Source organism: Streptomyces sp. CB03234, from assembly GCF_001905885.1.
In the GTDB taxonomy this organism is placed as follows: Bacteria; Actinomycetota; Actinomycetes; order Streptomycetales; family Streptomycetaceae; genus Streptomyces.
Window position 1 is genome coordinate 96,578 of sequence record NZ_LIYH01000010.1, and the last position, 17,186, is coordinate 113,763.

Here is a 17,186-nt window from a genome sequence, read left to right on the forward strand (position 1 = left end):
GCCACCGCCCGAGGAGCCCCTACCGCTGGGGCACCAGGGTCACGAGGAACCTCTTCGCCGGGCCGGTGTTCCCGGCCGAGTCGACCGTCCGGTACTCCACGGTGTGCGTGCCGTACTCGGGCGTCGCGTCGTCCCACGGCACCACGCGCGCGGTGCCCAGCTTCCCGTACACCAGGCCGTCGATCTCCGTGCCGCCCGGCGTGAAGCGGAACGGCGCGTCCGCGTCCGTCGGCCAGCCGTAGTACGTGTACCAGCCGTCGCCGTCCACCCGGAACTGGCTGACCACGTACCCGTCCTGGTCGTCCCGCGCGGTCAGCCGCATGGTGAACGGGCCGTCGTAGACGTACTCCACGGGCCGCCCCGGCCGGTGCACCGTGCGCAGCGGCTTCGACAGCTCGTACGAGGCCGAGGCCGCCGTCCCGTCGACCGTCCAGCGCAGCTCGTGCGCCGTGCCCGCGATCCGGGCGGTCAGCGTGTGCGTCCCGGGCGGGAGGCGCAGCGCCGACAGATCCAGGTCCCGGTCGTTGCCCGGGTTCGCCACCGGCCGGCCGTCCAGCCGCCACTGGACGGCGAGCGTCCGGTCGGCCGGGTGCGTGGTGTCGGCGTACACCACCGACCAGGCCCCCACGGGCGCGTCGGTGGGGGTGTGCCCGGTGAACCCGGGCACGACGGCGACCGGCTGCGTGGCCACCGCCGTATCGACCGTCCAGCTCACCGTACGGGTCAGCGCCGCCGACCCGCGCACCGCGGGGTCCCGCACGAACGGCGTCGGATCGGTCACCGTCGCCGTCAGCGTGTGCCGGCCGGGCGGCACGTCGAGGCGCCGCAGGTCGACCGTGCGCGCCCCGGCCGCCGACCGTACCGGCCGGCCGTCCAGCCGCCACGCCACGTCCAGTTCGCCGCCCAGCGGATGCAGGGTCTCCACCCACACCGTCCGGTCGGCGCCGATCGGCGCGGTGGTGGGTGTGTGCCCCTGCACCAGGTTCACCTTCGAGGAGATCGCCCGGACCATCACCTCGCGGCCCACCTGGTCGAAGGCGTACCCGAGGGTCTTCATGATCGAGTGCCGGCTGGGCCGCCACACGCCCTTGGCGCTGTACAGCCCGCCCTCGTACCGTCCGATGACGCCGCCCGACTCGCTCTCCTCGCCGAGCCAGCGCCACCACTTGGCCCGCTGGTCCTTCATCTGCTGCTCGGTGAGCACCGTGTGGTGCGCGGACGACGGCTCACCACCCTCGTACGTCCCACCGGGCACACCGCGCCCGTAGTAGTCGTACTCGTCCTGGAGCTTGCCCAGCGAGTGGCCGATCTCGTGCGGGGTGATGAGGGAGGAGAGCGCGTTGCCGCCGGACGCGGTGGCGTACGTGCCGCCCGCGCCGCCGTAGGTGTCGCTGTTGGCGAGGGCGACGATCTGCCGGTTGGCGCTCGTCGAGCCGGGTACGAGGTCGGCGAGCGCGCTCGCCGCGCCGCTGTCCACGGTCAGCAGCCGCTGCACGCTGTTCGCGTCGCAGCCGCCCCAGAACCCCATCCCGAGCGGCGTGTCGCGGCGCGGCGCGCCCAGGTCCGGGTCGCAGTCCACCCCCGACTCGGCGGACGGCACCTCCACCGCCCAGACGTTGACGTACGAGCGGTAGGAGGCGAACGGCTCGATGCTCCAGAGCACATTGAGGTGCTTGTCGACGTCCGCCCGGAACTCCGGGAGCTGTTCGGCGGTGTAGCCGTCCCCCAGCAGGACCAGGTTGAACCGCTTGTCGGCGGGTCCCGTGGTCTGTACGGGGAAGACGGTGGCGGTCTCGGTGACCGGTGGGCGGTCCTCGGCGGTGGCCGGGCCGGCGCCCACCAGCGCGGTGGTGAGAAGGCAGGCCGCGCCGATCAGCGCGGCGGCTCGTCCGGGGTGTCGGGCAACCACGGGGCCGGAGCGTACGGTGCGCCCAACGCGCCGTAAAGACACGCGTGTTGGCCACCACCGCCACCGTTACGCCAGATAGCCCAGACCCGGGTGCTCGCGCACATACGCGTCGAGGAGCCGCCGCGCCACCGTCACCGAGTCGACCAGCGGGTGCAGCGCGAACGCCTTCACGGCCGCCTCCCGCGACCCGCTCTCGCCCGCCGCCAGCACCTCGCGCTCCACCGCCTTGACCGCCGTCACCAGACCCACCGCGTGGTACGGGAGCGGCGCCACCGACACCGGATGGGCGCCGTTCGCGTCGACGAAGCACGGCACCTCGACCACCGCGTCCGCGTCCAGCACCGACAGGGTGGTGCGGTTGCGGACGTTCAGGATCAGCGTGGTGCGCTCGTCGCGGGCGATGGCCCGCATCAGCGCCAGGGCGACCTTCTCGTAGCCGCCCGACTCCAGGTCCTCCTCGGCGCGGTTCCCGACACCGGCCGCCTCCCGGTTGGCCGCCATGTAGGTGGCCTCGCGCTCGGCGAGCGTGGCGTACCAGCTGTCCAGCGAGGGCGAGCCGTAGAACGCGGTCTGCTGGTCCCGCAGATACGCGCCCCGCGTCCGCCCGGCCTCCCGATAGGCCCGTACCGCCTCGCGGTTGAAGTAGTAGTAGTGCAGGTACTCGTTGGGGATCGCGCCCAGCGACCGCAGCCACTGTGCGCCGAACAGCTTGCCCTCCTCGAACGAGCCCAGCGCCTCCTCGTCCGCCAGCAGCCTCGGCAGCTCGTCCCGCCCGGCCACCCGCACCCCGCGCAGCCAGCCGAGGTGGTTCAGGCCCACGTAGTCGAACCACGCCTCGTCCGGATCCGCGCCCAGCAGCCGCGCCACCCGCCGCCCCAGCCCCACGGGCGAGTCGCAGATGCCGATCACCCGGTCACCCAGGACCCGCGACATGGCCTCCGTGACGAGCCCGGCCGGGTTGGTGAAGTTGATGACCCAGGCGTCAGGGGCGACCTCCGCGACCCGGCGGGCGATGGCGGTCGCGACCGGCACCGTCCGCAGCCCGTACGCGATGCCGCCCGCGCCCACCGTCTCCTGCCCCAGCACCCCCTCGGCCAGCGCCACCCGCTCGTCCGCCGCGCGTCCCGCCAGGCCCCCGACGCGGATCGCCGAGAACACGAAGTCCGCGCCCCGCAGCGCCTCGTCGAGATCGGTGGTCGCCGTCACCTCGGGCGCGTCCGGTACGCCCTCGGCCTGCTCGGCCAGCACCCCGCCGATCGCCCCGAGCCGGCCCGCGTCCACGTCGTGCAGGGTGACGTGCGTGACCCGCCCTTCCGCGTGGTCGCCCAGCAGCGCCCGGTACACCAGCGGCACCCGGAACCCGCCGCCGCCCAGAATCGTCAGCTTCATGCGCGTAACGGTACTCGGGCAGGCTCAGGACAGGTCCCGACGGCCGAGCCACGAGGGGACCTCCGGAACGTCGGCGTCCCAGGGGCGCTCCGGTTCTGGCGCGGGTTCTGGCGCGGGTTCCGGATGAGGCTCCGGCTCCGGCTCCGGCTCGGGCGTGGCGTCACGGGGTTTCTCGGATCCCGAGGCGGGTGCGAGGGCGGCGGCGCTGCTGTCGCTCAGCAGCTCGATGAGGGAGAAACGACTGTGGAAGTCCTGCCATGCGCCCTCCAGGACGAGGAGGAATCCGTCGTCGCACCGGTAGAGCCGGCGGCGCCGAGGCCGGCTCGGATGCACCGGCTGATACGTTTCGGCGCGCCGTCGCAGAGCCGCCATGGCCTCTTCACGGCTGCCGTCGACGTGGCCCATGACTCCGGCTGACCACATGCGCCGTTGACTGCCGTGACCGGTGTTCTGCTCCACCAAGAGACCCCACGTGGGCACGTCTGTTCCTCCGTCGGTGCGGTGTCGTTGGCCCGATTGTCGTCCACGTGCCCGGCGTGGCCGCACCGGGCCCGTCACCCCAGATCGAGCGCGTTGCGCAGCCCCAGCCGGTAGCGGGTGCGGTCGTGCCGCTTCGCGGCCTCCAGCTCCGGGGCGCGGAACAGGGGCTTGACCATGCAGCGCGGGGCCGTCGAACCCGTGCGGTCCAGCAGGGCGTTGACGGCCTGGCGGGCGGCGGCGTTGGCGCCCTCCATGGTCGCCAGGTCGATGTCGACCGACACGTAGTCGCCCGCCAGGAAGAAGTTGGGCACCGCCGTGGCGGCCGAGGGACGGAGGTGGAAGGTGCCGACCGGGTGGATCAGCAACTCGTCCTCGTTGGTGGGGTTCGGCGTGCCGAGGCCGTCCACGCCCGGGTCCAGGAACCACGAGTGCAGGGCGCTGTCCTTGAGCACCGTACGGCCGGTGTCGTTGAGGGCCGCCTTCAGCTGGGCCCACACCTCGCGGGCCACCTGCTCGCGCGTGCACTGCTTGGCGGTCTTCCCGTACAGGATCCCCGGCTTGTCCCACTCGGAGACGTCCACGGAGAGGCAGTCCACGGCCACCCCGTCGCCGTAGTCGGCGGGGAAGTCCCGGTGCGGCCAGTGCTCGGCCTGGGCGATGGCCGTCAGCGACCAGGGCGAGTCGATGCAGTTGACGTGGCCGTGGACCATGGGCGGGCGTTCGGTCAGATAGAACTGGATGCCCGTCATCCAGTCCGTCCGCAGCTTGTCGCACCGCGCGAGCTGCGGGTCCGCCGCGCGCAGCGCCGCGCCCCAGGTGCGGCGGGCGTGCTCGACCGGCAGCGCGCAGACGTAGTGGTCGGCGGTGACGGTGGTGCGTACGCCGCCGGGGTCCTCGACCAGCGCGCCGGTGACCTTCCCGTCGCCGTACAGCACCTCGCGCAGGGTCCAGCCGATCCGGAACTCGACGCCCAGGGAGCGCAGGTGGGCCTCCCACGGGTCGAGCCAGGCCTCGTTGGTGGGCGCGTTGAGGATCCGGTCCGGCGGGCCGTCCGCGCCGCGGCCGAGCGCGTTGAAGACGAACGCCTCGCCGAGCGTGCCGACCGTGCGGGTGCTGGCCTCCTCGGCCTTGGTGGCCACGATGTTGCGGGTGACGCCGATGGCCAGTATCCGCTGGTACGTCTCCGACATCTGCGCCGCCCGGGTGAACTCCCACCAGGGCGTGCGCTCCCACACCTCGTCGCGCCGCTCGTCGCAGCTGGTCAGGAAGACGAGCGCGCGGTTGACGAAGTACAAGGCCTCGTGGAGGGGCAGGCCGGTGGCCGTCTCGACGAGCGCGGTCAGGGCACGGCGGATCTCGTCGAGCGTGAGCGGGGCGGGCGTGTGGCCGGGCCAGGGGATGGGCATCCGCAGGTCCTCGCGGCCCGTGCGGGCGAACATCATCTCGCGGGGCGCCACCAGGTTGTCGAAGACCCCGTGGGCGTTGCCGGGGAAGGGGATGCGCCGCATCGTGTCGGGAAGGTTGTGGTAGATGCCCGGGATGAACCGGAACCCGTGCTCGCCGGGCAGGGCCCTGCGCCCGCCCTTCGCGCTGCCGGGTACGTCCATGCTGCGGGCCTTGCCGCCGAGCGCGCGCCGTTCGTAGACGGTGACGCCGAACCCGCGCTCGGCGAGCTCGTGCGCGGCCGTGAGCCCGGCGACCCCGCCGCCGAGCACCGCGACGGTGGGGCGGGCCGCCGGGGCCGCCTGGGCGGCCGCGGCGGTCTGCGCCAGGGGCAGGGCGCCCACCCCGACCGCTCCGGTGACGGCGGTGGCGCCCGCCATGAAGGTGCGTCGCGTCGTACCCGTACGGTGCATGCCCCACCCATTCCTTACCCGCGGTAACGGTCACGTCGGTCGCAGGAGCATAGGGCTGCCCCGCACGGCCCGGAACCAACCGTGCGTCCCCTGCCGCACATTGGCCGGAATGCGCCCCGAAGGGCAGTCCCTCGGTCAGCTGGTGTAGAAGCGCTTCACGGCTTTGAGGAACTCCTTGGCGTCGAGCCGCCCGTTCCCGTCCTTGTCGAGTCGCGCGAAGAACTCCCCGGCGTCGTCGCCGGTCATGCCCAGGAAGCCGGCCGCCCGCAGGAACTCGTCCCGGTCGATCGTGCCGTCGTCGTCGGCGTCGAGCACCTCGAACAGCGTCCTGGACACATCACCCTTGCCCTGACGTTCCGGGGAGCGGAAGGCGGGGGAGGTGCGGGCCGCCACGTACTCCTCGGCGGACAGGACCCCGTCCCCGTCGTCGTCCGCGATCGAGAGCAGGAAGTCGAACTGTTCGTCGTTGGCTTCCAGCAGGGCGCGGCCCTTGTCCGCGTCCTCCGGGACGCCCAGCTCGGTCAGCAGCCTGCGCGGGGCCCGCATGAAGTCGTCCCGGTCGACGGATCCGTCGCCGTCCGCGTCCATGCGCTGGAACTCCTGGACGGCGGAAAGCCTGGCCTTGTCGGTGATGTCGGTCATATGAGGGAGCCTGCCAGCCGCGGGGCCGCCGACCGGCGAGCCGTCGGTCAGGTTCGCCCTGACGAGTGATCGGGACCGGCCAGCCAGGAGGCGACCGCCCCGGCGATCGGCTGGCCGGTCTCCAGCTCCACGAACCCGAACTGCCCGCCCTGGTTGCACTCCAGGAACCACCACAGGCCTTCGGCGTCCTCGGCGAAGTCGAACGCGGCGTACGCGAGGCCGGCCAGGTCCGTGAACTCATGGACCGACCGGGCGATCCGGTCGGGCACCCCGGCCGGCTCCCAGCGGTGCCCGGTGTCGCCGTAGCGCCCGTCGACCTGCCCGTCCGCACTGACCTTGCGGGCGGCGAACAACCGCCCGCCGACGTACGTCAGCCGGACGTCGGCGCGCTTGGGCACGTAACCCTGGAGCAGCGTGGGCCCGGCGGCGACCCCGGCGAAGTCCGTGCCGGGCTCCAGCAGCGTGGTGGGCAGCGCCACCGGCGGGTCGGTGCGCGGCGGCCCCGACAGGGACTTGACCACGACCCTCCCGTACCGCGCCGCGAACTCCTCCGCCACGCGCGGGAAGGTGGTGATGAGGGTGGGCGGCACGGCGAAGCCGCTGTGGTGCGCGACGCGCAACTGCCAGGGCTTGTACCGGGCCTGTGCCGCCTGCCGGGGGTGGTTCATCCAGCGCGCCGTGGTGGAGTACAGCATTCCGTACAGCGCCTGCCCGGTCTCGGCGCTCAGCCACTCCGAGGTGCCGGGGGCGTGCGCCGCGGGCTCGCCGGGTCTTCGCACCCATATGGAGCGCAGGGCCCGGGAGCCGACCATGCGCCCCCGCGCCGACAGGTAGCAGTGGAAGTCCCCGTGGACGTACTCGGCCGACAGGTCGGCCCCACCGGGCACATCGGCCGGATCCAGCCGCACGAGCGGCACGCCCCGCTCGTGCAGCTCGGCCACCACCAGGTCGGCCGTGACGTCCTGAGGGCTCGTCAGGATCAGTACGGTCATCAGTCGCGCCGCCCGCCGGTCGCTCAGTCGTCGAAGTGCGTCTGGGAGCCGGCGGTGGACGTGGTCGTGCCGGCGGCCAGGAGCACCGCGCGGTCGCTGATCGCCGGACGCCCGTCGGGCAGGACGTTCAGCTGGAGCGCCGGGTCGTAGGTGTAGAGAGCGGTGACGTCCTCCGAAGCCTTCTGCGGACGCGCGTAGCTGCACGCGAACGGCTGCATGATCCCTCCATCACTCATTCAACTTCGGTACATGTGACGGTACGCGGCCAATGTGTAGGGATCTCACTACTCTCCGCTGCATTCCGGACACCGGATGGCCCGTCCGCCGCCGACCGGCAGAATGGACGTATGTCCCGACGCACCTCCGCCCGCCGCGCCACCCCCCGTCCGACCTCCCACAACGCCCGCTCCGGCGCTCGTCCGCAGCCCGCGCCCGAGGTGCGCGGCGACACCCCCTGCCCGTGCGGGCTGCCCGCCGCCTACGCGGCCTGTTGTGGCCGGTTTCACACCGGTGAGGCGCTCGCCCCGACCGCCGAGGCGCTGATGCGCTCCCGCTACAGCGCCTTCGTCGTCCGCGACGAGCCGTACCTGCTGCGCACCTGGGCGCCGGCCACACGTCCCCGGAGCGTCGACTTCGACCCCGCCATGCGCTGGACCGGCCTGGAGATCCTCGACACCACCGACGGCACCCTGTTCCACACCACCGGCACGGTCACCTTCGTCGCCCGCTACACCCACCAGGGCGAGCCGGGCGCGCTGCGCGAGCGCAGCCGGTTCGAGAAGACCGACGGCGCCTGGGTGTACGTGGACGGGACCTTCACCGACCAGGAGTAGCCGCCGCCAGGTCCTCCGCCAGCAGCCGCTTCGCGATCGCGTCCACCGCCGCCCGCAGCTCCGGGCCGCTGGGGCGGCCGCTCTCCCGCTCGATCTGCCCGGCCAGCCACTCCCCCCACGCCTCGCTGATCACCCGCGCCTCCCGCGCCCCCGCCTCGGTGTGCGAGAACAGGTGCCCGTCCCGCGTCAGGTACCCCTCCTCCACCATCCGGTCGAACACCGGCACCAGCACCTCCGGCGGCACCCGCCGGCGCGCCGCGATCAGGCCCAGGCTCGCGTGCCCCACCAGGCGGGTCAGCAGCTCCACCTGCATCACCGCCCACGCGCCCGCCACGTCCAGGCGGGTGTCGGACGCCTCGATCACCTTCCGTACCGTGGTGACGTCCATCCGGCGCAGCAGCCTGCCCACCGACAGCTCCAGCAGCTTCGCCGAGTCCGCGGTCGCGACCGGCGACGAGAAGCCCTCGCCCATGTCGGGCGCCGTCGCCCTCGCCGTGTCGCGCAGCCTCACCTGCTTGAGGAACAGCGCCACCACGAACCCGACGGCCGCCACCGGCACCGTCCACAGGAACACGGTGTGCAGGGTGTCCGCGTACGCCTCGACGACCGGCACGGCCTGGTCCGCCGGCAGCCCGTGCACCCCGGCCGGGCTCTGCGCCGCCCGCGCCAGCACCGCCGGGTCGGGCGCCCCGGCGACCGCGGCCGCCTCGCGCACGCCCTGCTCCAGGTTGGGCCGCAGCGCGTTGGCGTAGATCGTCCCGAAGACCGCCGTACCGAAGGACATGCCGAGGGTGCGGAAGAAGGTCACGCCCGAGGTGGCCGTGCCGAGGTCGGCGTACTCCACCGTGTTCTGCACGGCGATGGTCAGCACCTGCATGCACAGGCCGATCCCGATGCCGAGGACGAACATGTACAGGGACTCCAGCCAGGTGCCCGTCTCCCGTCCCATCAGGGACAGCAGGTAGAGCCCGACACCCATCACCAGCGACCCGACGACGGGGAAGATCCGGTACCGGCCGGTCTTGCTGACGACGTTGCCGCTGAAGACCGACGCGATCAGCAGGCCGATGACCATGGGCAGCGTACGGACGCCGGAGACGGTCGCCGAGTCGCCGTCGACGTACTGGAGGTACGACGGCAGGAAGATCATCGCGCCGAGCATGGCGAAGCCCACGACGAAACTGAGCACCGAGCACACCGTGAACACCGGATTGCCGAACAATCGCATCGGCAGCATCGGCTCGGCCGCACGCGTCTCGGCCACGCAGAACAGCGCCAGCGCGACGAGCCCGCCCGCGAACAGCCCGATGATGACCGGCGAGCCCCACGCGTACTCGTTGCCGCCCCAGCTCGTCGCCAGGATCAGCGCGCTCGCGCCGACCGCGACCAGCGCGATGCCCGGGTAGTCGATGACGGGGCGGGCCGTCGACCTGACGGCCGGGATGGTGCGGGCCGCGGCGAGGACCACGAGGACGGCGATGGGGACGTTGACGTAGAACGCCCAGCGCCAGGACGCGTGGTCGGTGAACAGCCCGCCCAGCAGCGGGCCGATCACCGTCGACACACCGAAGACCGCTCCGATCGCCCCCTGGTACTTGCCGCGCTCACGCAACGGGATGACGTCCGCGATCAGCGCCATGGCCGTCACCATGAGCCCGCCCGCGCCGATGCCCTGCACGCCCCGCCACAGGATCAGCAGCGGCATGTTGGCCGCCAGCCCGCACAGGAACGATCCGGTGACGAAGACGACCGCCGAGATCTGGAAGACGACCTTGCGGCCGAAGAGGTCACCGAACTTGCCGACCAGCACGGTGGCGACCGTCTCCGCCAGCAGGTACGCCGTGACGACCCACGACATGTGCGCGGCGCCGCCCAGATCCGCCACGATCGTCGGCAGTGCCGTCCCGACGATCGTCTGGTCCAGCGCGGCCAGCAGGACACCCAGCATGATCGTCACGAAGACGATGGTGCGCTGCCGGGCGTCGAGCACCGGCGGAGCCGCCGGCACCGCTTGCGTGGTCGTCGTCACGCTCGCAGCCTCACACCGGCGGACCGCACCCGCATGCGGGCACGGTCCGGACCGGTGACCGGCGCGTCAGAGTCCGATCTGGTAGCGGATGGCGCCGCGGTTCGCGGCCACCTTGTCGTACGGTCGCCGCGCCGTCGCGTTCGACTCGTGGGTGTTCCACTACACGCGCGTACAGCCCTGTTCGCGCGCCCAGACCGGCACGGCGGCGATCAGCTCCCGGGCGACGCCCCCGCCGTCCAGCCGCGCGTGCATCCTTGAGCCCGCCTGGAACGCGCGCCAGGACCGCTCGTACATCTCGGGCGGCTCCACGGCGCTACGAGCGCGCGGCCCCTGCGGAAGGGCCGCCGCCCGGGCCCGGCGGTCAGCACCAGGCCGCCCGGCCCGGCCGCAGCAGCAGGCCCGGGTTGTACGCGCCGAGCACCTTGTTCGCCCTGGCCAGCGCCGCCAGCGCGTGCTCGCGGTCCGCCTGGTCCTCCGCGCACAGCGGTGCGCGGAACCGGTACACCTCGCGCGCCGCGCACTCGGCGTCGACCTCCGCCTGAAGGATGCCGATCGGCATGCACGCCCCGATGAGGGCGGCGACCCGGTCGGGGATCGGGACGGGGACGAGGGGCGACGCGGTCACGTGGAGTCCTTCACTGCTTGAGCCTGCTTGTGGCAGCCGTCAGTTTGCCGTTCTCCCTCCATGGGTACAGCATCAAGTTCGCGTTTTCCCCAAAGGTTTGTATCTGTGCTGCAACCGTTTGCCCCGGGAGGCCGTCGACGGGACGGCTCAGCCACCGGTCCGCCGGCCGCCCGTCCTCGCGGTACGCAGGTGCAGCGCCCGCAGCACCGCCTCGGTCGCGAACCTGGACCGCGGGTCGGTGAGCTGGCCGCCGAAGCGGGCGTCCAGGTTGCGCATCCGGTAGCGCACGGTCTGGGGGTGGACGCCGAGCAGGGCGCCCATCTGCGCGGCCGTGCCACGGGTGTCCAGCCAGGTGCGCAAGGTCTCGACCAGCCGGTCGCGGCGGGTCGGGGTGAGCCCGGCGAGCGGGGCGAGTTCGCGTTCGGCGAGCTGGTCGACGAGGGCGGGGTCGGCCAGCAGCCAGAGGGTGATCAGATGGTCGGCGCAGAAGGAGAGCGGGGCGTCCTCGATGACGCCCGCGTCGATCAGCTCCAGCACGCGCCGGGCCCAGCGCAGCGAGTCGGCGGCGGAAGCGGTGGGGACGGTGAGGCCGACGGCGGCGCGGGTCGTGGGGAGCGCCGCTTCCAGCACCCGTCTTCGTGCGTCGTCGAACGGGCCGGGGAGGAGCAGGTGCGGCTGAGGGTCGTTCAGGTCGACGAGGGCGTCGGCCAGGACATCGTTGTCGGTTCCGGACCGGGAGAGCCGGGCGGGGGAGCGGAGGGCGACCGGCGTGACCCGGTCGGGCAGTGGCCAGCCGGTCTGCTCGGCCAGCTCCGCGATGGCGGTGCGCGGCACGGGCGGCCCGGCGAGGACCAGGTGGAGCAGCCGCCTGCGTAACCCCTCGGACTGTTCGGCGGACTCCGCCCGTACCTGCAGGTAGCCCTCGCGGGACAGCGCCTCCAGCTCGTCGATGTACGCGAACAGCGCGTCGGCGAAGCTGAGCATCAGGCTGGGGGAGAGGTTGTAGCGCCGGCCGACCTTCTTGGCGCGCCGCAGCGCCACCCGGGCGCCCAGGCGGTAGGCCCCTTGCAGGTTCTCCAGGCTGCGCCCCTCGTACGCCTCGAACCGGCCGAACCTCCGGCACATCTCGTCGCGCAGGGTGGTGGGCGCGGCGGGCGAGGCGACCTGGTCGACGAAGGCGGAGATGTGCTCTTCGAGGCCGAGGCGGATCGCCTGGCCGTAGGGGCCCTTCAGGAGGCGGGCGTACTCGGGGTAGGCACGGGTGACCTCGATGCCTATCTCCTGGATCAGGCTGGGCAGTTCGGGCCGGATGATGGCGGCGAACTCCTGGGGGAGCGGCCCCAGTGGCTCGCCCGCGTCCGACGGCTGGGTGGTGGACCGGGGCATGGCGGGTGGCCCCTCCTTCTCCGGGCGAACCGGTGGGGGAGGTGGTGGTGCGGGGGCGCGTGGGGGGAAGCGCTCCCACGGCGGACGGGGTTGAGCACTTCGTGGGTGCTGAACATAGACCAGGAGCCGCTGGGCGCGCATCAGTTCGGACCATGGCCGAAGGGGCGGGGCTCGGATCTGGCCGAAGCGCGACCGTCGCCGTCGCCCAGGGGTGGCCGACGCGGAGGCGCGGGGGCGGGAGTGCTCACTTCCGGACAAGAATCCCCGGCGATCTGTTGCCCCGGCGACAAGAAAATACCCATCGGTAAGAGTGCCGGGGAAAACTTACGGGCGAGTATTGCGCGGCCGGTTACTCACTCGTAGCGTCAAACGCGCAAGGTGCTCGACCTGGTGGCCGTCGAAAATTGGCCCCGCGTTCCGTGAAGTGAGCCGCTACCGCTTTTCCGCCGACGCGTACGAGCCGCATACGCGCCGGTGGGGAGCGGTCATCAGGTACGCCCGATCCCCGCAGGAGGGAACAGCCCGTGCGACGCATTACCAGAAGCAGAATCTCCGCCATTTCCGCCGCCGCATTACTGGCCGCCGCAGGAATGACCGCGACGAACGCCTCGGCCGCCCCCCAGGCCCAATGGACCGTCGCCAACCCCGCCGCCAATGACGCCTTCAGCGCCACGAACGTCTCCGGCGTCAACGCCGTCCTCACCAATGTGACCACCGGCGCCACCATCACCTGTTCCGTCTACGCCGCGACCGGCACGGCCGTGGACGGGGTGTACGCCAGTGGCACCGGACTGGCCACCATCAGCAGCGCCACGTTCGGCACGTCCGCGACCAAGTGCAACGGCCCGCTGGGGTCGAAGTGGGTCTCGTCGTCCGTCCAGGCCATGAAGCTCAACGGCGTCACGTACAGCGCCGGCGTCACCAAGGGCACGCTCACCGGCGTCAAGGTGTCCCTCACCGGCACCAGCCTGCTGGGCACCTGCAACGCGACGATCGAAGGGGCGGCGAACACCGGCAGCTACACCAACGCCACCGGTGTCCTGGAGATCGTGCCCGACACGACCCCCGCGCTCACCGTCACCAGCGCGACAGGCCAGTGCGCCAACCTGATCAAGACCGGTGACAAGGCGAAGTTCGGCGCCAAGTACAAGGTGACGCCGGTCATCACCGTCACCAGCCCGTAGGCGTTCCACGGGCGGACCCGTACGGGTCGTGCGGTCGGCGAGCGCGAGCACCGGCCGCACGGCCACGTCGGGCACGCCCACGGCGAGAGGCGGGTTGACCGATGGTCAGCAGCGTGAGCGGTGAACGCGGGCGCCGGCGGACGTGGGCACGCACCGCGTCGGTGGGGGCCGTGGTCCTGGTGGCGGGGCTCGTCCCGGGTACGGGTGTGGCGGTGGACGAGGCGGTGGTCGAGGGCGCGCGGGCCGCCGGGGCGGAGTTCGGCCACCGGTGCGCACTGCCGGGCGGGGAACACCGCGCGGAGGTACGGGTCTCGGCCACCTTCCCGCGGCGGGTCGCGGCCGGCCGGCCGGTGCGGCCCGCGGACGTGCGGGTCGCGGTACGCCTGCCCGCGGAGGCCGTGGCCGAGCTGGCCGAGCTGGGAGCGGCGACCACGAGCGGAGCCGTACGCCTGAACGGGCGGGTGGCGCAGGGCGACGACACCGCCGAGCTGCCCTGGACGCGGCTGGCCGCCCCGGACACCGCCCTGCCCGCCACCGGGCCGTACACGGTCGAAGGCACCGGCGCTGTACCGACGGTGACCGCTTCCTCCGGGGGTGAACTGACCTTCTCGGCCGGGCCCGTGACCCTGGACCTCCTCCTCCGCAAGGCCGACAGCACCCCCACCACGCCGCCGGGGCTCTCCGTCACCTGCGTGCCCGAGCCGGACCAGGACATGACCATCGCCCAGGTCACCGTGGTTTCCGGGCCTGGGCCTGGGCCTGGGCCGGGTGCAGGCGAGCGGCCACCGGCCGTGGAGGCGCCCGCCACTCCGCCCACCGGACCGGACGGCGCCGGACGCCCCGGAGGCCCGCCGGGAGGCCCGCCGAAGGCTCCGCCGGACGGAGCGGGCCGGCAGGACCCCGGCCGCCGCGCCGGTCCGGCCGACGAGTGCGTGGAGAACCCGCCCATACCGCAGGAACCCGTACCCAGCCACGGCTACATCGCCGGTTACGCCAATGTCCTGAAACTGGGATCCGCCATGTTCATCAAGGACCCCGGCCTGATGAAGGTGAGGATGGCCAAGGCCACCCAGCTCTACCAGTGTCCCCGCGACGACGGCCTCATGTTCACCATGTACAGCGACGCCACGTTCGACCACCGAGGGAAACCGCAATTGCCGCCCGCCCGGTCGACATTCCTCACCTTCGGGTTCATGCCGACGACGGCCACCGCGGAATTCACCCTGGAGGAGCCGATGGAGATCGCCACCGGAAGCTACTTCTCACCCGACGGCCAGTTCTCCGAGGTGACGAAGGCGACCGCGAAGCTGTGGATCCGCTTGTACGACGTGAAGGTGAACGGCACGCCGCTCGACGTCGGCCCGGCGTGCCGCACCGCCCGGCCGATGGAGCTGTCCCTGACGGGCCGCGGCTCCTACGACGCCGAGGGCAGGCCCCACGGGTACACGGTGGTCACCGGCGGCCTGCTCACCGGCACCGCCACCATCCCGGAGTTCAGCGGCTGTGGCACCACCGAGGACCTGGACCGGCTGTTCACCGCGTCCCTGTCCGGCGGCGGCAACCACATGAAGATGACCCAGGGCGTGCTGTGCTCCCCGGGCCAGCCCGAGTACTGCCCCGACCCGCCCCGGCCGAAGCCCCAGCGGTGAACCGGACGGGCGGCGACACCGGTGCGCACGGAACGACAAGAAAACCAGGCCGGATTGTCATGCGGTGACAAACCATCCGGCCGCTCCGAAGACGTCGCGCGCGGCGCTTGTCGAAGACCTCCGAGTGACCGTAACGTGCGGCCCCCGGCGCACTTTTGTCACTTCCTCAGCAAGAGCGGCACCTGGGAGTTGTGGTGGGAACAGAAGTGGTCGTCGAAGGACTCACCAAATCCTTCGGCAAACAGAACATCTGGCAGGACGTCACCCTCACCCTGCCGGCGGGTGAGGTCAGCGTGATGCTCGGGCCTTCCGGCACCGGAAAGACCGTATTCCTGAAATCCATCATCGGGCTGCTGAAACCCGAGCGCGGACGCGTCCTCATCAACGGCGTCGACATGGTCAGCAGTCCCGAACGCGACATCTACGAGACGCGGAAGCTGTTCGGGCTGATGTTCCAGGACGGGGCCCTCTTCGGCTCGATGTCGCTGTTCGACAACATCGCCTTTCCGCTGCGCGAGCACACCCGCAAGAAGGAGCCGGAGATCCGCCGCATCGTCATGGAGCGGATGGAGATGGTCGGACTCGTCGGCGCCGAGGAGAAACTGCCCGGCGAGATATCCGGCGGCATGCGCAAACGCGCCGGGCTCGCGCGTGCCCTCGTACTCGACCCGCAGATCATCCTCTGCGACGAACCCGACTCCGGACTGGACCCCGTCCGTACCGCTTATCTGTCGCAGCTGCTGATCGACCTCAATGCGCAGATCGACGCCACGATGCTCATCGTCACCCACAACCTCGACATCGCGGCGACGGTGCCGGACAACATGGGAATGCTGTTCCGGCGCAATCTCGTCACCTTCGGGCCGCGTGAGGTCCTGCTCACCAGCGACGAGCCGGTCGTGGCTCAATTCCTCAGCGGGCGGCGCGAAGGCCCCATCGGCATGTCGGAGGAGAAGGACGCGGCGGCGCTGGCGCGTGAGCAGCGCACAGCCGCCTCGTACGCGCCGCCGCGTGCGCTGGCGCCCCAACTGGAACCCTCGCCCGGCATGCCGCGCCGCGCGGCCGCCCAGCGCCGCCGCGAACGGGTCCTCGGCATGCTGCCCCGCCTGCCGGAGGCCGCCCGGACGGCGATCCTGCAGAGCTACGCCCCCACCGGCACACTCGACGGTGCCGCCTCATGACCCCGGCCCGGCCGCGCGACCCGGCCGCCGCCCCCGGCCCGGCGCCCGAGGGCCGGCCCTCGGGCCGCCCGTCAACCCCCGCCCCCGCCCGCGCGGGCGGCCAAGCCGATGCGCCCGCGAGCCCGAAACCGGCCGCCCCGGCAAGCACGCCCCACCGCTCCGGCCCGGGCAACGGCCCTGGCCCCGGTCCCGGCTCCGGCGGCGCGCAGCAGCCGTCCGCCGAGCGGCGCTCCGGTGCACGCGCCGACGGGTACCGGCCGCCCGCGCGGGTGCTCGCGCCGTTGCGGGAGAGCGGGCGGCTGTTCGCCCTCGCGGTCACCGTCGCGCGCGACATGTTCCGGCGACCGTTCCAACTCCGCGAGTTCATCGAGCAGTTCTGGTTCGTCGCGAGCGTCACGATCCTGCCCGCCGCGCTCGTGTCCATCCCGTTCGGCGCGGTCATCGCTCTCCAGGTCGGCTCGCTCACGCAGCAGCTGGGCGCCCAGTCGTTCACCGGCGGGGCCAGCGTCCTGGCCGTCATCCAGCAGGCCAGCCCGCTGATCGTCGCCCTGCTGATCGCCGGCGCCGGCGGCTCCGCCATCTGCGCCGACCTCGGCTCCCGCAAGATCCGCGAGGAGCTGGACGCCATGGAGGTCATGGGCGTCTCGCCCATCCAGCGCCTCGTCGTGCCCCGCGTCCTCGCCACCATGCTCGTCGCCGTCCTCCTCAACGGCATGGTCTCCGTCGTCGGAACCCTCGGCGGCTACTTCTTCAACGTGATCATGCAGGACGGCACCCCCGGCGCCTACCTCGCCAGTTTCTCCGCCCTCGCCCAGCTCCCCGACCTCTGGATCAGCGAGATCAAGGCGCTGATCTTCGGTTTCCTCGCCGGCATCGTCGCCGCCCACCGCGGCCTCAATCCCCGTGGCGGCCCCAAGGGGGTCGGCGACGCCGTCAACCAGTCCGTCGTCATCACCTTCCTCCTCCTCTTCTTCGTCAACATGGTCCTCACCGCGATCTACCTCCAGATCGTCCCCGCGAAGGGGGCGTGA

At 72.2% G+C, this 17,186-nt stretch carries 16 protein-coding genes; 5 read left to right on the forward strand and 11 right to left on the reverse strand.

What is annotated here, in order from left to right:
- Positions 1-19: 19 nt before the first annotated feature.
- From AMK26_RS34530 to tgmA, 7 genes are all read right to left on the reverse strand, one after another.
- The gene (locus AMK26_RS34530; protein WP_073760088.1) at positions 20-1,909 is read right to left on the reverse strand and encodes a M64 family metallopeptidase; all 1,890 of its coding nucleotides are present in this window, start codon (positions 1,907-1,909) and stop codon (positions 20-22) included.
- Positions 1,910-1,975: 66 nt separating this feature from the next.
- Positions 1,976-3,298: a 6-phospho-beta-glucosidase gene (locus AMK26_RS34535; RefSeq protein ID WP_073760090.1), complete on the reverse strand. Its 1,323-nt coding sequence runs from the start codon at positions 3,296-3,298 to the stop codon at positions 1,976-1,978.
- Positions 3,299-3,322: 24 nt separating this feature from the next.
- Positions 3,323-3,778, reverse strand: a complete 456-nt coding sequence (locus AMK26_RS34540; protein ID WP_073760092.1) for a hypothetical protein — start codon at positions 3,776-3,778, stop codon at positions 3,323-3,325.
- A gap of 74 nt (positions 3,779-3,852) precedes the next feature.
- Complete coding sequence (locus AMK26_RS34545) at positions 3,853-5,634, reverse strand: hydroxysqualene dehydroxylase (RefSeq protein ID WP_073760094.1); 1,782 nt, start codon at positions 5,632-5,634, stop codon at positions 3,853-3,855.
- 135 nt (positions 5,635-5,769) lie between these two features.
- Entirely contained in the window at positions 5,770-6,276 is a 507-nt protein-coding gene (locus AMK26_RS36530) for an EF-hand domain-containing protein (RefSeq protein WP_073760096.1), read from the reverse strand.
- 47 nt (positions 6,277-6,323) lie between these two features.
- On the reverse strand, positions 6,324-7,268 hold the full coding sequence (gene tgmB / locus AMK26_RS34555; protein WP_073760098.1) for an ATP-grasp ribosomal peptide maturase: 945 nt from the start codon (positions 7,266-7,268) through the stop codon (positions 6,324-6,326).
- A gap of 23 nt (positions 7,269-7,291) precedes the next feature.
- Positions 7,292-7,486 carry a putative ATP-grasp-modified RiPP gene (tgmA, locus tag AMK26_RS34560; RefSeq protein ID WP_073760100.1) on the reverse strand — a complete coding sequence of 65 codons (195 nt, stop codon included), beginning with the start codon at positions 7,484-7,486 and terminating at the stop codon, positions 7,292-7,294.
- 129 nt (positions 7,487-7,615) lie between these two features.
- Between tgmA and AMK26_RS34565 the strand changes: the two genes are divergently transcribed.
- Complete coding sequence (locus AMK26_RS34565; RefSeq protein WP_073760102.1) at positions 7,616-8,101, forward strand: YchJ family protein; 486 nt, start codon at positions 7,616-7,618, stop codon at positions 8,099-8,101.
- Here the strand turns inward: AMK26_RS34565 and AMK26_RS34570 are convergent.
- The 4 genes from AMK26_RS34570 to AMK26_RS34580 form a co-directional block, all read right to left on the reverse strand.
- A complete protein-coding gene (locus AMK26_RS34570; RefSeq protein ID WP_073760104.1) occupies positions 8,085-10,130 on the reverse strand; it encodes an MDR family MFS transporter in 2,046 nt (681 codons plus the stop codon). The two genes, AMK26_RS34565 and AMK26_RS34570, sit on opposite strands and share 17 nt — an antisense overlap.
- A gap of 159 nt (positions 10,131-10,289) precedes the next feature.
- Positions 10,290-10,424, reverse strand: a complete 135-nt coding sequence (locus AMK26_RS38485) for a hypothetical protein (RefSeq protein ID WP_274536144.1) — start codon at positions 10,422-10,424, stop codon at positions 10,290-10,292.
- A 67-nt stretch (positions 10,425-10,491) separates the two neighbouring features.
- Positions 10,492-10,755 (reverse strand): hypothetical protein, encoded by a 264-nt coding sequence (locus AMK26_RS34575; RefSeq protein ID WP_073760106.1) that lies wholly within the window; start codon positions 10,753-10,755, stop codon positions 10,492-10,494.
- A 147-nt stretch (positions 10,756-10,902) separates the two neighbouring features.
- Entirely contained in the window at positions 10,903-12,141 is a 1,239-nt protein-coding gene (locus AMK26_RS34580; RefSeq protein ID WP_073760107.1) for a helix-turn-helix domain-containing protein, read from the reverse strand.
- A 590-nt stretch (positions 12,142-12,731) separates the two neighbouring features.
- Here AMK26_RS34580 and AMK26_RS37150 point away from each other — a divergent pair.
- The 4 genes from AMK26_RS37150 (at position 12,732) to AMK26_RS34600 (ending at position 17,186) form a co-directional block, all read left to right on the forward strand.
- Complete coding sequence (locus AMK26_RS37150) at positions 12,732-13,325, forward strand: hypothetical protein (protein ID WP_073760108.1); 594 nt, start codon at positions 12,732-12,734, stop codon at positions 13,323-13,325.
- A gap of 113 nt (positions 13,326-13,438) precedes the next feature.
- Positions 13,439-14,974, forward strand: a complete 1,536-nt coding sequence (locus AMK26_RS34590; protein WP_143608704.1) for a DUF6801 domain-containing protein — start codon at positions 13,439-13,441, stop codon at positions 14,972-14,974.
- 194 nt (positions 14,975-15,168) lie between these two features.
- Complete coding sequence (locus AMK26_RS34595; protein WP_073760286.1) at positions 15,169-16,155, forward strand: ABC transporter ATP-binding protein; 987 nt, start codon at positions 15,169-15,171, stop codon at positions 16,153-16,155.
- On the forward strand, positions 16,152-17,186 hold the full coding sequence (locus AMK26_RS34600) for an MlaE family ABC transporter permease (RefSeq protein WP_241838222.1): 1,035 nt from the start codon (positions 16,152-16,154) through the stop codon (positions 17,184-17,186). The genes AMK26_RS34595 and AMK26_RS34600 overlap by 4 nt, the downstream gene beginning before the upstream one ends.

Coding starts and splice junctions, on each gene's coding strand:
- AMK26_RS34535 (WP_073760090.1), bottom strand. CDS start 3,298: ATGAAGCTGACGATTCTGGGCGGCGGCGGGTTCCGGGTGCCGCTGGTG.
- AMK26_RS34545 (WP_073760094.1), bottom strand. CDS start 5,634: ATGCACCGTACGGGTACGACGCGACGCACCTTCATGGCGGGCGCCACC.
- AMK26_RS36530 (WP_073760096.1), bottom strand. CDS start 6,276: ATGACCGACATCACCGACAAGGCCAGGCTTTCCGCCGTCCAGGAGTTC.
- tgmB (WP_073760098.1), bottom strand. CDS start 7,268: ATGACCGTACTGATCCTGACGAGCCCTCAGGACGTCACGGCCGACCTG.
- tgmA (WP_073760100.1), bottom strand. CDS start 7,486: ATGCAGCCGTTCGCGTGCAGCTACGCGCGTCCGCAGAAGGCTTCGGAG.
- AMK26_RS34565 (WP_073760102.1), top strand. CDS start 7,616: ATGTCCCGACGCACCTCCGCCCGCCGCGCCACCCCCCGTCCGACCTCC.
- AMK26_RS38485 (WP_274536144.1), bottom strand. CDS start 10,424: ATGTACGAGCGGTCCTGGCGCGCGTTCCAGGCGGGCTCAAGGATGCAC.
- AMK26_RS34580 (WP_073760107.1), bottom strand. CDS start 12,141: ATGCCCCGGTCCACCACCCAGCCGTCGGACGCGGGCGAGCCACTGGGG.
- AMK26_RS37150 (WP_073760108.1), top strand. CDS start 12,732: ATGACCGCGACGAACGCCTCGGCCGCCCCCCAGGCCCAATGGACCGTC.
- AMK26_RS34600 (WP_241838222.1), top strand. CDS start 16,152: ATGACCCCGGCCCGGCCGCGCGACCCGGCCGCCGCCCCCGGCCCGGCG.